14 protein-coding genes and 1 tRNA gene are annotated in these 14,120 nt (G+C 39.6%); 11 read left to right on the top strand and 4 right to left on the bottom strand.

The genetic code is table 11. The features are described 5' to 3' along the window. The first annotated feature begins 22 nt into the window (after window positions 1–22). Both E6139_RS17470 and E6139_RS17465 read left to right on the top strand, forming a co-directional pair. Window positions 23–96: transfer RNA gene (locus E6139_RS17470), tRNA-Asn, on the top strand. A 99-nt stretch (window positions 97–195) separates the two neighbouring features. Further along, window positions 196–549 carry an iron-sulfur cluster biosynthesis family protein gene (locus E6139_RS17465; protein ID WP_316404697.1) on the top strand — a complete coding sequence of 118 codons (354 nt, stop codon included), beginning with the start codon at window positions 196–198 and terminating at the stop codon, window positions 547–549. A gap of 23 nt (window positions 550–572) precedes the next feature. Here the strand turns inward: E6139_RS17465 and E6139_RS17460 are convergent, their stop codons facing one another. Both E6139_RS17460 and E6139_RS17455 read right to left on the bottom strand, forming a co-directional pair. After that, complete coding sequence (locus E6139_RS17460; RefSeq protein WP_316404695.1) at window positions 573–1,193, bottom strand: flavin reductase family protein; 621 nt, start codon at window positions 1,191–1,193, stop codon at window positions 573–575. Window positions 1,194–1,203: 10 nt separating this feature from the next. Beyond that, window positions 1,204–2,178 (bottom strand): ring-cleaving dioxygenase, encoded by a 975-nt coding sequence (locus tag E6139_RS17455; RefSeq protein ID WP_316404693.1) that lies wholly within the window; start codon window positions 2,176–2,178, stop codon window positions 1,204–1,206. 123 nt (window positions 2,179–2,301) lie between these two features. On the opposite strand from E6139_RS17455, the gene E6139_RS17450 reads away from it, so the two are divergent. Then, window positions 2,302–2,943, top strand: coding sequence for an HAD-IA family hydrolase (locus tag E6139_RS17450; protein WP_316404691.1), 642 nt, complete (start codon window positions 2,302–2,304; stop codon window positions 2,941–2,943). 45 nt (window positions 2,944–2,988) lie between these two features. Here the strand turns inward: E6139_RS17450 and E6139_RS17445 are convergent, their stop codons facing one another. Further along, on the bottom strand, window positions 2,989–3,600 hold the full coding sequence (locus tag E6139_RS17445) for a LysM peptidoglycan-binding domain-containing protein (RefSeq protein ID WP_316404689.1): 612 nt from the start codon (window positions 3,598–3,600) through the stop codon (window positions 2,989–2,991). Between the two features lie 375 nt (window positions 3,601–3,975). Between E6139_RS17445 and E6139_RS17440 the strand changes: the two genes are divergently transcribed. The 6 genes from E6139_RS17440 to lacC all read left to right on the top strand — a co-directional run bounded on the left by E6139_RS17440 (window position 3,976) and on the right by lacC (window position 10,833). Continuing rightward, on the top strand, window positions 3,976–4,962 hold the full coding sequence (locus E6139_RS17440; RefSeq protein WP_316404687.1) for a LacI family DNA-binding transcriptional regulator: 987 nt from the start codon (window positions 3,976–3,978) through the stop codon (window positions 4,960–4,962). Between the two features lie 304 nt (window positions 4,963–5,266). Next, window positions 5,267–6,646, top strand: coding sequence for a L,D-transpeptidase family protein (locus tag E6139_RS17435; protein ID WP_316404685.1), 1,380 nt, complete (start codon window positions 5,267–5,269; stop codon window positions 6,644–6,646). Window positions 6,647–6,933: 287 nt separating this feature from the next. After that, window positions 6,934–7,665 (top strand): GntR family transcriptional regulator, encoded by a 732-nt coding sequence (locus tag E6139_RS17430; RefSeq protein WP_316404683.1) that lies wholly within the window; start codon window positions 6,934–6,936, stop codon window positions 7,663–7,665. Between the two features lie 13 nt (window positions 7,666–7,678). After that, a complete protein-coding gene (locus E6139_RS17425; RefSeq protein ID WP_316404681.1) occupies window positions 7,679–8,851 on the top strand; it encodes an SIS domain-containing protein in 1,173 nt (390 codons plus the stop codon). 21 nt (window positions 8,852–8,872) lie between these two features. Next, on the top strand, window positions 8,873–9,880 hold the full coding sequence (gene lacD, locus E6139_RS17420; RefSeq protein WP_316404680.1) for a tagatose-bisphosphate aldolase: 1,008 nt from the start codon (window positions 8,873–8,875) through the stop codon (window positions 9,878–9,880). Between the two features lie 11 nt (window positions 9,881–9,891). Further along, window positions 9,892–10,833 (top strand): tagatose-6-phosphate kinase, encoded by a 942-nt coding sequence (gene lacC, locus E6139_RS17415; RefSeq protein WP_316404678.1) that lies wholly within the window; start codon window positions 9,892–9,894, stop codon window positions 10,831–10,833. Between the two features lie 13 nt (window positions 10,834–10,846). Here lacC and E6139_RS17410 read toward each other — a convergent pair whose 3' ends face one another. Then, on the bottom strand, window positions 10,847–11,557 hold the full coding sequence (locus E6139_RS17410; RefSeq protein ID WP_316404677.1) for a GntR family transcriptional regulator: 711 nt from the start codon (window positions 11,555–11,557) through the stop codon (window positions 10,847–10,849). Between the two features lie 297 nt (window positions 11,558–11,854). On the opposite strand from E6139_RS17410, the gene E6139_RS17405 reads away from it, so the two are divergent. Further along, window positions 11,855–13,633, top strand: coding sequence for a beta-galactosidase (locus tag E6139_RS17405; protein ID WP_316404676.1), 1,779 nt, complete (start codon window positions 11,855–11,857; stop codon window positions 13,631–13,633). 2 nt (window positions 13,634–13,635) lie between these two features. Further along, the gene (locus E6139_RS17400; RefSeq protein ID WP_316404674.1) at window positions 13,636–14,115 is read left to right on the top strand and encodes a PTS system mannose/fructose/N-acetylgalactosamine-transporter subunit IIB; all 480 of its coding nucleotides are present in this window, start codon (window positions 13,636–13,638) and stop codon (window positions 14,113–14,115) included. Window positions 14,116–14,120 lie beyond the last annotated feature (5 nt).

Here is a 14,120-nt window from a genome sequence, read left to right as displayed (position 1 = left end):
ACGTCGCCGCGCTGATTATTCTTCCGGCATAGCTCAGTTGGTAGTAGCGCATGACTGTTAATCATGATGTCGTAGGTTCGAGTCCTACTGCCGGAGTTTTAAGACAATCCTTTGAGGTTGTCTTTTTTTGTTGTGAGCAAAGTATTTAGATGATTGATGAAATCGTGCTATGCTTACTTTGAGGTGATGAAAAGTATGTATATAACTATAGCAGATGAATTAGTAGAACGTCTAAAGCAGTATCAATATAGTCGGATCGTTTTAGACTTGGATGATGGTGTTGGTCGTTATTCAAAATCAGGTAGTTGTGCATTGAACATCAGTTTTCGTTTATTGGTTTTAGATAAAAATCAAGATCATTCTGATTATACATTGGATGTTGAAAGTAACATCGGCAATATTTCAATCAAGGAACACTCAAAGTTGTATTTAGAAGATGAAATGACTTTAACTTTTGATCCACGGATGTCTTTGATTAAGTTAAAAGGTCCAAGCGGCATGATTGACGGGAATGTACAAATTATAGATTTGCGTGAAAATAAGGAGTGAGCTCTGCTGAGCCCACTCCTTATTTATTTTGGTCTTTCGAGTTCTAAAGTTTGTGCGATATGACTATAAGTATTGCCTGCTAGCCGAGCCAATGGATCAAAAGCTAGTGGTTCGATGTACTCATTTTCCTGATCAAATAGTGCATCTTGAAAATGATAATTCAAAACCTCTAAAATAAACAGATCGCTGATGATATTTTCCTCATGATCTATAATAGGAATATATTGATGCAAGCGTACTTCAAATCGAATAGGTGCTTCTTGGATAGCTGGAACAGCTACTTCTTTACTATCGACTGTAACGAGATCAGTCTGCTTCAATTCACTTTGATCAGCAGACAAGGATGCTGCGGACTGATTCATTACTGCTAAAACGTCATCATTCACGAGATGGATTACACCTTCATTTTGTTGAAGCAAATTATGAGCAGTATCTTTCATTTTTCCCTTGTTTCGGTTGATTGAAAGGCTGACTAACGGGATTTCTTTCGCTACGACATTGAAGTAACTGAAAGGCGCTGCATTTACCACTTTTGTTTCTTGATTTATTGTTGTGATCCAAGCAATTGGACGTGGAATAACGCTGCCAGTTAAAAATTTGTAATTTTGTTTAGTTGTTAGTTCCTTAGCTGAATAAAAGATCATGACTTTCTCCTTATTGACGTTTTTTATTGGCGTCAGAGGTATCGAAAGGCCGAACGTATTCTTCGATTTCTTCACGTTTTGCTTGTAGATGAGGCGGTAAAGAAAGAATCTCGCCTGCGGTTTCATACGTTTCATCTTGTAGGAAACCTGGTCCGTCTGTTGCTAGTTCAAACAATACATTTGGAGCAGCTAAGAAATATTCTGATTGGAAGTAGAAACGATCAACAAAACCTGAATTAGGAAATTCTAAGGCATTGATTTTTTCGATCCAATCGCGCAGTGCTTCGTCGTCAGCAACACGCAATGCTAAGTGATGAACATTGCCATAACCTTCTTGAGCAGGAATCATATCTGGCTGATCATCAACAATAATCGTAGCGCCATTTCCACCTTCACCAACTTCAAATTGATGGAAGCTTCCTTCAGCTGCTGTTTCTTTAAAACCTAATAAATTCTCTAGAACTAATTTTAAATGTTCAAATTTAGCCACGGTAACAATCGTTGGTCCTAAGCCGAAGATTGCATGCTCGGCTGGAACATTTGAGTTTTTCCATGGGGTTCCGCCTGAGACTCCTTGATTTTTTTCATCTGAAACTAACTGGAACCATTGATCATCGTAATCATGGAACTCTAAGTATTTCTTGCCAAAACGTTCTTTAATTTCTCCATGAGCAACATCTAAATCGGAAAAGCGTTGTGCCCAATAGTCCAATGAAGCATCGGTTGGAACGCGGAAGCCTGTTCGAGAAATGCTATTGGTTCCTTTTGTTCCTTTTGGAATTTGAGGGAAATCAAAAAATGTCATATCTGTTCCAGGAGCACCGACATCATCAGTAAAATATAAATGATAGGTTTCGATATCGTCTTGGTTGACGGTTTTTTTAATCATTCGTAAGCCTAAAATATCCGTAAAGAAGCGATAGTTTTTTTCGGCACTGGAAGTCATAGCTGTAACGTGGTGTAATCCGCGAATCTGTGTATCCATAATAAATTCCTCCTAAGTTCTTACTAAAAGTAAGTATATGTGTAATAACTTTTTTTAGCAAGAATATTGCCTTAGGTTGATATTTGTTTTAGGAATCAGTAGGATGTAGTCAGGAGGTAGACGATGAAAAAGATTGTGTTGTTTGATTTAGATGGAACATTGACGGATTCTAGTGAAGGAATCTTGAATAGTGTTCGTTATATGCTGGAAAAGAAAGGTTTGCCGATTCCTGATGGGGAGACGCTGAACAGCTTTATTGGACCGCCCTTAACAGACACGCTGCATGAGCTATACGGCTTAACTGAGGATGAAGGAAATGCTGCTGTGAAGGTTTATCGCGAATACTATGGGGAAGAAGGAATAAAACAGTTATCTGTGTATTCTGGTATTGAGGAAGTACTAGCTAAGTTAGTGAATGAATATTATTTGGCTGTGGCTACGTCTAAGCCTGAGTTCTATGCTAAGCAGATTATAGAGAATATTGGGTTATCAAAATACTTTTCAGGAATTTTTGGTGCGGATCTAAGTGGAAAACGTTCAAAGAAGACAGATGTGATCGCCTATGCTTTAGACCAATTGGAAGGAACTTCTGCAGTAATGGTCGGCGATCGTAAATTCGATATCTTAGGTGCTAAAGCAAACTTTTTAAGGAGCATCGGAGTTTTGTATGGCTTCGGAGATCAGCAAGAAATGATTGAAGCAGAGGCAGATATAATTATTGCTGCAGTCGATGAGCTGCCGGACGCAGTAAAACAAAGCTTTTAACTAAAAAAATCCCTCAAATGAGGGATTTTTAGTCTGTATCTCGACTTAGTACCAGCCGTTTGCTTGCCAGAATGCTTGGGCGCCTTCCCATGAACCATAGCGAGAAGTCACGTATTGGTCAGCAACACGTTCTTGGTTAGCTGCTGAGTAGTCACCGTTTAAGTATGAAGCAGATAATTGGTAACGTCCGATATATTGACCGTTAGTTGCAGTGTAAGAACCGCTTGATTCGCGTTGTGCGATCCATTCTTTTGCTGCGTTTGTGCTAGCAGGTGTTGAAGCTTCAGCAGCAGGAGCAGCGGCTTGCTGTGCGGGTGCTGTTTGTTGTACAGGCGCAGCTTCTTGAACCGGTGCTTGCGTTGCTTGTACAGGAGCAGCTTGCTCTTGAACAGTTGCTACTGTTGTATTGCCTTTTGCATCTGTGTCGATCGTCAAGTTTTGACCTTCCATGATCATGTCAATGTTAGAGATATTGTTTTCTTTAGCGATTGAATCAATTAAGCTGTTGTCACCAGCGAATTTGATTGAGATTTTTGATAACGTATCACCAGATTGAACGGTGTAGTTTTCAGCTGCTTGAGCATCGCTTGTTCCTAGTGCAAATGCTGCACCGGCTGTTAGTAACGTTGTAAGTACAAGAGTCTTTCCAAATTTCATTATGTAATTTCCTCCAAAAAAGTTTTTTAATTTAAATCAGTCATTTCGACTACGAGTGATACTTTACCATCGTTTCACATTGCGTGGGTTATAAAGCAGTAACAATACGTTACAGTGTAATGTATTAATATGACAATAAATAAGCGAACGTGTGTTTTTGAAATACTTAATCTCTTTTAAGAATAATTAAAATCAGCGTGCCGATAAGGTTTTTAGCCGTTTTTTTTCGTGCCCTATTTTGAAAGCGCTGATCAAAGTTGCAATGTTGAAATTTTGTTGTAATTAATCTGAAAATTAAACGAAGAATAAACAAGGAAAAGTACTGAAATTTCCTTAAGAAAAGGTAAACGAAGCCAATTTTGAATGAGGTGAAAAATGAAAGTTACGATCAAAGAGATTGCGCGTCTAGCCGGGGTGTCGGTTACGACCGTTTCCCAGATTCTTAATCAGAAGGGTGGGCGCTTTAGCGAAGCAACCAAACAAAGAGTTTTAAAAGTGATTGAAGAACAAAAATACTCGCCAAACTATTTTGCTTCTAATATTATTGCAAAAAAATCTAAAACGATCGGTGTAATCGTTCCTGATTTTTCAGAGCAGTTTGCATCTGCGATCGTACGAGAGATCAGAGATCAATTGGAAAAACAGGGATATTATCTGATCATCTGCGAATCAGGTCATGATTTTAACAAGGAACAAGAACTGTTGGATCAGCTGGCGAGGATCGCAGTTGAGGGGATTTTTCTGTTCACACCGAATGACTACAATAGAAAGAACATTATTGAATTCGGTCGCTTTCATGATGTTCCTGTGGTTTTTGCCGACCGTGGTCTGAACGAGGGATACTACGGAACAGTTATAATTGATGAATACTCGGGTGTTTATCGAGCAATTGAATGGTTGATCTCAAAAGGGCACAAAAAAATCGGAATAATTATGGATAATTCCGAACACTATCATTTGGCGGAACGTTTTGATGCTTACCAAGATGCATTGAGTAAAAACCACCTATCAATAGAAGAAAGCTCTATTAAGCAGAAACCGTTGACGATTGCGGGAGGGTATCAAGGAGCCCTTGAATTATTAGACGAGACTGATGTCACTGCAATTTTTTGCTGTGACGATATGTTAGCTATCGGCTGTTATCAGGCAGTCTATGATAGTGGGAAAAAACTGGATCAAGAGATTTCAATTGTGGGTTTTGATGGAGGAGAAGTCACCCAGATTGTTCGTCCGCAGATAAAAAGTGTCCGTCAACCTTATAAGGAGCTTGGCGAAGCCTATGCTGAAAAAATACTAATGGCGATTGATCAGCCTGAGCGCAGGATGGATGATCGACTCTTTCATGTGGTCTTCGAAACCTAGTTATAATACAAAAACAGGACCTGATGCATATATTCAGTTTCTTTTTGTGGCTCTGTATATTATTTTGAAGATAATTGAATGTAGATTTTATATTAAAAATATTAAATAAAGATATATATCGCGAGAAAAACCGTGTGTTCACAGAAAAATCATAAATTTACGGACATTGATGGTTATTTTTTTGATAGAATATGATAGTAGTAAAAGTTATAATTTTTTGACAGTAAGGGTAACTGTCATGAAAGAACGAAAAGTTTATCAAGAAAAGTGAGGAGACGTTTTGAAAAGGTTTGGGGAGGATTTTGTGCAGGAGAAGACGAAAAAAATAGTTATTTTTGGTTTGGTGGTTTTACTTTTATTTGTTAGTTTCTATTCATTTAAGAGTATTCACTATGCGGAACGATTGTTGCCGAAAACGAAAATCAACAGTATCAATGTGGGCGGATTGACGCTTGAGCAAGCGAATGAAAAGTTGAATACTGAACTATCAGAAGCACCGTTCATCATTCAGTTAGATAATTCATTGTGGAAGAAAATTAAACGGAGTGAATATGGCTGGTCTAACAACCATCTGAATGATCTTAATAAGATCAAACAGCAGCAGCAGCCCTTTGCATGGGGAATTAATAGCTTATTAGGCAGTCAGCATCAGTTGTCTAAGGAATACGATCAATCGAAAGTCAATCAATTAGTCGAGAATTTACGGACAGTTCTCCTTCAGAAAAATGCGAGCCGAGTTCCAACCAAAAATGCGACCGTGGAATGGCAAAAGGATAATTTTGTGATTGTGCCTGAAAAACAAGGAACGACATTTGATATTGAGGCAGCCACCAGCGCCCTAATCCAATATTTGGAGAATGGCGAAGATTCTTTGGATGCAGAGACCTATTACGCGCAGCCGATTCTAACTAAAGAAGACAGTGTTCTAAAAAAACAAAAAGCAAGAATGAATCAACTGGCCAATTTGAAAGCATCGTATACAATCGGCGGCAAACAAGTCTCGATTTCAACTGAAGAACTCAGCAGCTGGTTAACTACGAATGAAAAAGCTGAAGTATTGCTGAATCAAGAGAAAGTGACTGCTTTTGTAACGAAGCTGAATAATGAGTACAATACTGTGGAGAACCCAACACAATTCAACAGTACTCGTCGTGGAACGGTTACTGTTCCGGCAGGGATCTATAGCTGGTCGATCGACATTCCAGCTGAAGTAAAAGCCCTGAGCGATAAAATTCTAGCGGGTGAGGATTTTAATCGTGTGCCGCTGATTGTAAGTGATGTGCCGAATGTACAGACCAGCATAGGGAAAACCTATGTCGAAGTGGATCTGCAAAATCAGTATATGTGGTATTACAAAGAAGGGGAGCTCCAATTTGAAACAGATATTGTCAGCGGAAAACCGTCTACACCTACGCCGCCAGGACTAAACTACGTTACCAGTAAATCAACCAATCAAGTATTACGCGGGTTGAATGAAGATGGCTCTAAATATGCTAGTCCCGTTCGCTATTGGATGCCGATTGATCAAACGGGTGTGGGGATTCATGATTCCGATTGGCAATACGCTTATGGTGGAGATTTATGGTTATATCGCGGCTCACATGGCTGTATCAATACACCGCCTGCTAAAATGGATGAACTTTATCCCATACTTGAAGTAGGGACGCCTGTTTTAGTGTTTTAGTAATAAAATAGATATGAAGTAAGTGCTGACTAGCTAGTTAGCACTTTTTTTGTTTTTTGAGAAGGCCAATTATTTTAACTGGTATTAGATTTTTGAGTCATTTGCTATAAATTTAGACTGAATTTTTAAGCTTGTGAAGAATGAAATAAAATAATTAAAGCTTTATTCATTGATAATTCAACATTTCAGAAGGATGTATATCTTTTCTAAAGATTTATTATTGACAAAACTAAAAAAACCACCTTACCATTGGGTTGTGGTTATAACCAGTTAATAAGGAGAATCCCATGGAAAATTCTTTTAAAAACAAAGCTTTGTATCACCAACTTGTTGATCTGTTGAAGAATCGGATGGAGACAAGCATGATTCCTCATGATAAGCTGCCGTCCGAACGAGAATTGACAGCCCAATACGGAGTTAGTCGAACGACGGTTCGCTTAGCCCTGCAGGAATTGGAAAACAGTGGCTATATTTATCGGCGTCACGGAAAGGGCACCTTTGTTTCTGATATCAAAAAGGAGGCAGCTGACCTGGCTGGTGCCTATAGTTTTACTGAGCAAATGAAAAGTTTAGGAAGAAATCCGGAGACTAGAATCTTATCTTTTGAAAAAATCGAAGCAGATAAATTTATTGCTCAACGTCTAAATCTATCGCTAGGAGAAGCAGTTTTTAAACTGAGTCGCCTGCGTATTGCTGACCGTGCACCGTTGATGATCGAGGATACGTATCTACCAGTCAAGTTTTTCTTGTCGTTGGATGATCAACTTTTACGAAGGAAGCCGCTTTATGACCTTTTCTCGGAGGACTTTGATCAAACAGTACGTCTTGCAGATGAAGAATTGTATGCCAGTATTGCCTCAAAGGATGACGCGAAGCAGTTGATGATCCCAGAAGGAGCACCTGTTCTTCACTTGGTTCGTCAAACCTATAACATGAAAAATGAAATTATTGAATTTACTTTGAGTGTGGCACGCGCAGATCAATTTCATTATCAGATTCGGCATATTCGAAATAGTTAGGAGAGATAGAGAAATGTTTACAGTAGAAAAAGAAAATTTGGAAGAAATGGGTGCAGAGATCACGACTCGTGAGATCCGCCAACAGCCAGAGCTTTGGGAGGAAACAATTGGGCTTTATCAAACAGTACAAACGGAATTAGAAAGTTTTCTAGCAGAAGTTAAAAATCAAGCTCAAGGTCAGCGGACACGGGTGATCTTCACTGGTGCTGGAACTTCGCAGTATGTTGGCGATACAGTGGTTCCTTATCTTCGTAAACAGGGAAATCTCCAAGAATTCAGCTTTGAAAGTATCGGGACAACCGATATTGTAGCTGAACCGCTAGAATACCTAATCAAAGAGGAACCGACCTTGCTTGTTTCTTTTGCGAGAAGCGGAAACAGTCCCGAAAGCTTGGCTGCTGTTGAGATCGCGAATCAAGTCGTTGACACGATCCATCATTTATCGATTACCTGTGCCGAAGATGGGAAACTGGCTCAGATTAGTAAGCAAAAAACAAACAGCTTTACATTCTTGATGCCAGCTCGTTCAAATGATGATGGCTTTGCGATGACAGGCAGCTTCTCTTGTATGACATTAGGTGCATTATTAACCTTTGACCAAACAGCAACAGAAGATAAAGCAAAATATATCGAGAGTTTAAGCATATTAGGTAAAGAAGTCTTGACTCGTGAAACAGAAATCGAAAAAATCGTCGAACTTGATTTTGATCGGATCGTCTATGTAGGCTCTGGCAGTCTAGCTGGATTAACTCGCGAAGCACAATTAAAAATCTTGGAATTGACCGCTGGAAAAGTCGCAACCGTCTTCGATTCGTCTATGGGCTTCCGTCATGGACCAAAATCATTTATCAATGAAAAGACAATCATGTTTGGTTTCATTAACAATGATTCTTATACACGTGACTATGACTTGGACATCTTGGAAGAAGTTCATGGTGATGAGATCGCTGCCGGCGTATTTGCGATTACGCAACCAGGCGATCGGAATTTCTCTGGCGATAAATTTGAGTTTGCAACGGAAACACCATTGTTACCGGATGGTTATCTAGCTTTGGCTTATATTATGGTAGCTCAAACAGTGGCATTATTGACTTCAATCAAAGTGGGCAATACACCAGACACACCATCACCAACAGGCACAGTCAATCGTGTCGTTAAAGGCGTAACAATTCACGAATATAAGTAACGATCACTGGGAGGAAGAATCATGCTTACATTAACAACAGGTAAAAAAGCGGCGATGGATCGCTTATCTACGAAAGACGGAATTATCAGTGCTTTAGCAATCGACCAACGAGGCGCACTAAAGAAAATGATTAAGGCGCTAGATGTGGAACCGACAGATGAACACATTGAAGGGTTTAAGGAGCTGGTTTCTAGTGAATTAACACCTTATGCGTCATCAATCCTATTGGATCCAGAGTACGGATTGCCAGCTGCAAAAGCACGTGATGAAGAAGCCGGCTTGCTTTTGGCTTATGAAAAGACAGGATATGATGCGACAACTCCAGGGCGTTTGCCTGATTTACTAGCAGATTGGTCTGTTTTGCGGTTGAAAGAACAAGGCGCCGATGCCATTAAGTTCTTACTTTATTATGATGTGGATGAAGACCCAATAATCAATCATCAAAAGCATGTTTTCATCGAACGCTTAGGCAGCGAGTGTGCTGAAGAAGATCTACCGTTCTATTTAGAATTGGTTTCTTATGATGCGCAAAACGCGGATGCTGGTTCGCTTGAGTATGCGAAAGTGAAACCGCATAAAGTGAACGATATGATGAAAGAATTTTCGAAGCCGCAATACAAAGTTGATGTTCTAAAAGTAGAAGTGCCGGTCAATATGAACTATGTTGAAGGATTCGGTTCTGGGGAAATCGCTTATACCAAAGATGAAGCGGCGAATTATTTCTTGGAACAAAGCCAAGCGACAGAATTGCCATTTATTTTCTTGAGTGCAGGCGTTTCAACGGAGTTATTCCAACAAACCTTAGTCTTCGCTAAAGAGGCAGGCTCAACCTTTAATGGTGTCCTGTGTGGACGTGCAACCTGGAAAAATGGCGTAAAACCTTTCATTGAAGCAGGAGAAGCAGCTGCACGTGAATGGCTGCAAAGCACGGGTCGTGAAAATATCGAAAGCTTGAACAAGGTTTTGGCACAAACAGCAAGTTCTTGGCATGACAAGGTCCAAGTTGCCGAAGAAGCAGCAATTAAATAGGGGGCATAATCGTGATAGTAACTGTAACGATGAATCCCTCAATCGACATTTCCTATCCTCTGGAAACGTTGAAGATTGACACCGTTAATCGAACGAATCAGGTAAGTAAAACCGCTGGCGGCAAAGGATTAAATGTCACCCGAGTGATTCATGATTTAGGTGGCGATGTCTTAGCTACGGGTGTCCTTGGCGGCTTTCACGGAGCGTTTATCGCAGAAGAGTTAAAAAAAGTAGGAATCAAGCAGGACTTTACACCGATCAAAGAAGAAAGCCGTGACTCGATCGCTATTCTGCACGAAGGCAACCAAACAGAGATTTTGGAAGCGGGTCCAACGGTATCAGCTGAAGAACAAACCGCATTTTTTGAGAAATTCAAAGAATTGCTGCAAAAAGCAACTATCGTGACTATTTCGGGCAGTTTAGCTAAAGGATTCCCACAGAACTTTTATCAAAAATTAGTCCACGCAGCCGCAGAGCAAGAGGTCAAGGTTCTGGCGGACACGTCTGGGGAAAGTTTAAGACAAATTCTAAAAGGCGAACAAAAACCGTATTTGATCAAACCAAATCTGGAAGAGCTTGAGGACTTACTGGGGCAAAAATTTTCTCTAGAAAAGCTTGAAGAAATTCAGGCAGCATTGGCACAGCCGTTGTTTGAAGGAATCGAATGGATCGTTGTTTCACTAGGCAAAGCGGGAGCAATCGCAAAACATCAGGATGCCTTTTACCGAGTAACGATTCCATCGATCCAAGTCGTAAATCCTGTTGGCTCCGGTGATTCGACAATAGCCGGCTTTGCTTATGGGTTATCTCAGAGGATGAACACTGAGGAACTATTGAAAATTTGTATGGCCGCTGGAATGGCTAATGCTCAAGAAAAGAAAACCGGTCATGTTGATCCGATCAATGTTCAGCAGCATTTTGAGAATATTGAAGTAAAAAAGATCGAGCAATAGCTCGATCTAAAGGTCAAGGATTTTTAGACACAAGTTCGATTTTATAGAAATCCCATTTTTTGTAAGATTCGACGTATTCCAATACTTGCTGAGTGTCCTTGCGTTTAGTCACCCGAATTTGTAAAACTGACGGTTCATTAGTAGAAATCTGCAGCTTTTCAGCTTCAAAAGTTGGGGTTGGGAACTTGATTTCATTTGTTTCAGTAAAATCCTCTTCATTCATATGGATATTGTAATCCAGTTTGAAGCGTTGGTAGATCGAATTGTAATAGCTTAGTTCGGAATAATTCGAGTTTACGTACTGTTCAGGCAGATAGGTTCGCTGATAAATGTAAGGAATATCCTCAGTTGTACGTAATCGTTCAATACAATAATAATAAGCATTATTAGGTAACTCTAATTTACCTAAAAATTCTGAGTCATTGCCACGGGTGATTGATAATACTTGTACATGATCATCATTGATAGGAAATAGTTCAATATCGGAAAACTCCACTACTTTTCCTTTCCGGGCCCTTGAAACAAAAGAACCGCGCCCCTGATGGCGAACAATGAAACCGTCCTTGACTAAATCATTTAATGCTCGAATGACAGTGATGGAGCTGACTTTAAACATTTCTGCTAACTCAGCTTCCGTATAAAACTTGTCACCATTTTCGAATTTACCGGAAATGATCTGCTGCTTCAACTCGTCTTTTATAATTTGGTATTTTGGGATTGCCATAGTATTCCTCCGAAAAATGAATAGGGAATAAAATTTTCATTAGAAATTTTTCGATTTCCCTTTATGGCTTGATTTTAACACATTAAGAAGGTTTGGTAAGCGTTTGACTTTCTATTTAAAATAATTTAATATATTAATATATTAAAAACGCTTTCAAATGAGTTTGTTTTCTTTTATCAGGGGGCTAGTTGGCAGCTGAGAGTTGCAGAAGTTTAAGAACAAAGTACGGCATGAGCGTAGGACTAATTTTTCTGGAGGAAAAATTAGCTCATCTAAACACGAATTAGGGGTGACCACTTGAATACTTTTGAAATTAAAGAAGATTTTCTTCTGAATGGGGAACCATTTAAGATATTATCCGGAGCGATTCATTATTTCCGTGTGGATCCTTCAGATTGGTATCATTCACTTTATAATCTGAAGGCTTTAGGATTTAATACCGTTGAGACGTATGTCCCGTGGAACTTACACGAGCCCAAAAAGAATGAATTTCAGTTTGATGGCATTTTAGATTTGGAACGATTTTTATCAATTGCGCAAGATTTAGGTTTATATGCAATCGTTCGACCGTCTCCTTATATTTGTGCAGAGTGGGAGTTTGGTGGTTTTCCAGCGTGGCTATTAAATGAACAAATTCGTATCAGAACGAATGAAACCGCTTATTTGAAACATGTCGCTGAGTATTACGATGTATTGATGAAAAAAATCGTACCTCACCAGCTTTCCAATGGCGGAAATATCCTGATGATCCAAATTGAAAATGAATATGGGTCTTACGGAGAAGAGAAAGATTATCTACGTTCAGTCCGTGACTTGATGATTGAGAGAGGAATCACGGTGCCATTCTTTACTTCAGATGGTCCTTGGCGCGCAACACTGAGGGCTGGCAGCATGATCGAAGAAGATATTTTAGTCACTGGAAATTTTGGTTCTAAAGCAAAGGAAAATTTTGCATCCATGCAAAGCTACTTCGATGAGTACGACAAGAAATGGCCGTTGATGTGTATGGAATTTTGGGATGGCTGGTTCAACCGCTGGAAGGAACCAATCATTAAGCGTGATGCACAAGAACTAGCGGAGGCAGTCAGAGAAGTCTTAATTCAGGGCAGTATCAACTTATACATGTTTCACGGGGGAACGAATTTTGGTTTTATGAATGGCTGTTCTGCTCGCGGAGTGATCGATCTGCCGCAGATCACCTCTTATGATTATGGCGCGCCATTAGACGAACAAGGGAATCCAACTGAGAAGTATTATGCGTTACAAAAGATGGTTCACGAAACCTTTCCTGAGCTTCAGCAAATGGAGCCACTGATTAAGCAAACGATCGAAAAGAAAAGCATTCCCTTAACCGACAAAGTAAGTCTTTTCGCAACGTTAGATACTATCAGCAAACCGATTCAATCACAGTATCCTCAAACGATGGAGGAATTAGGACAAAATACTGGTTACTTACTTTATCGCACAATGATTGAAAAGGACGCAGACGAAGAACGATTCAGAATAATTGACGGTCGTGACCGTAGCCAGTTCTTTTTAAATGGGGAGCTGAAAGCGACACAATATCAGACGGAAATCGGAGAAGACATCAGAGTTCCGCTGAAACAGCCGAACAATCAAATCGATATTTTGATTGAAAACATGGGTAGAGTCAATTACGGACACAAATTGTTCGCTGATACGCAGAAAAAAGGTATCCGCACTGGAGTGATGGCAGATCTGCATTTTATTACCAATTGGGAACAATACAATTTACCGCTGGACTCCTGTGAAAAGGTAGATTATTCAAAAGAATGGCAACCAAATCAGCCAAGTTTTTATCGCTATGAATTCATATTGGATGAAATTGAGGATACTTTCATTGATTTAGCAAAATTTGGTAAAGGAGTCGTCTTCATTAACCAAACAAATATCGGGCGTTTCTGGGAAGTAGGCCCGACGCTTTCACTGTATATTCCAAAAGGATTATTACAAGAGGGCTCAAATGAAATCGTTATCTTTGAGACCGAAGGCATGTATCAACCTGAGATAAGTTTAATAAAAGAACCACTATATAAAGAAATGGAAGAGGGATAAACATGAGCATTATCGGAGTAAGAATTGATGGACGTTTGATTCACGGACAGGTAGCAAATTTATGGACAACGAAATTGAACATTTCACGCATTATGGTGGTTGACGATGATGTCGCACAAAACGACATTGAAAAAAGTGGACTGAAACTAGCGACACCTGCTGGAGTGAAACTGAGTGTTTTGCCAATAGAAAAAGCTGCAAACAATATTTTAGCTGGCAAGTATGATTCGCAACGTTTACTAATCATTGCCCGCAAACCTGACCGTCTATTGAAACTAGTTGAATTAGGTGTGCCAATTGAAGAAATCAATGTTGGAAATATGTCGCAAACAGATGAGACACGTTCAATAACTAAATCAATTAATGTCGTTGATCAAGACGTGGAAGTATTTAATCAATTAAACGCCAAAGGAGTACGTTTGATCGCACAAATGGTTCCAAGTGATAAAGCAGAAGACTTTATGAGTTTATTAGCGAAATAGGAGGA

Origin of the sequence: Enterococcus sp., assembly GCF_032555305.1 — a bacterium.
Classification (GTDB): domain Bacteria; phylum Bacillota; class Bacilli; order Lactobacillales; family Enterococcaceae; genus Enterococcus_A.
The sequence above is the reverse complement of the archived record's forward strand: the minus strand, read 5'-3'. Positions and strand labels throughout refer to the sequence as shown.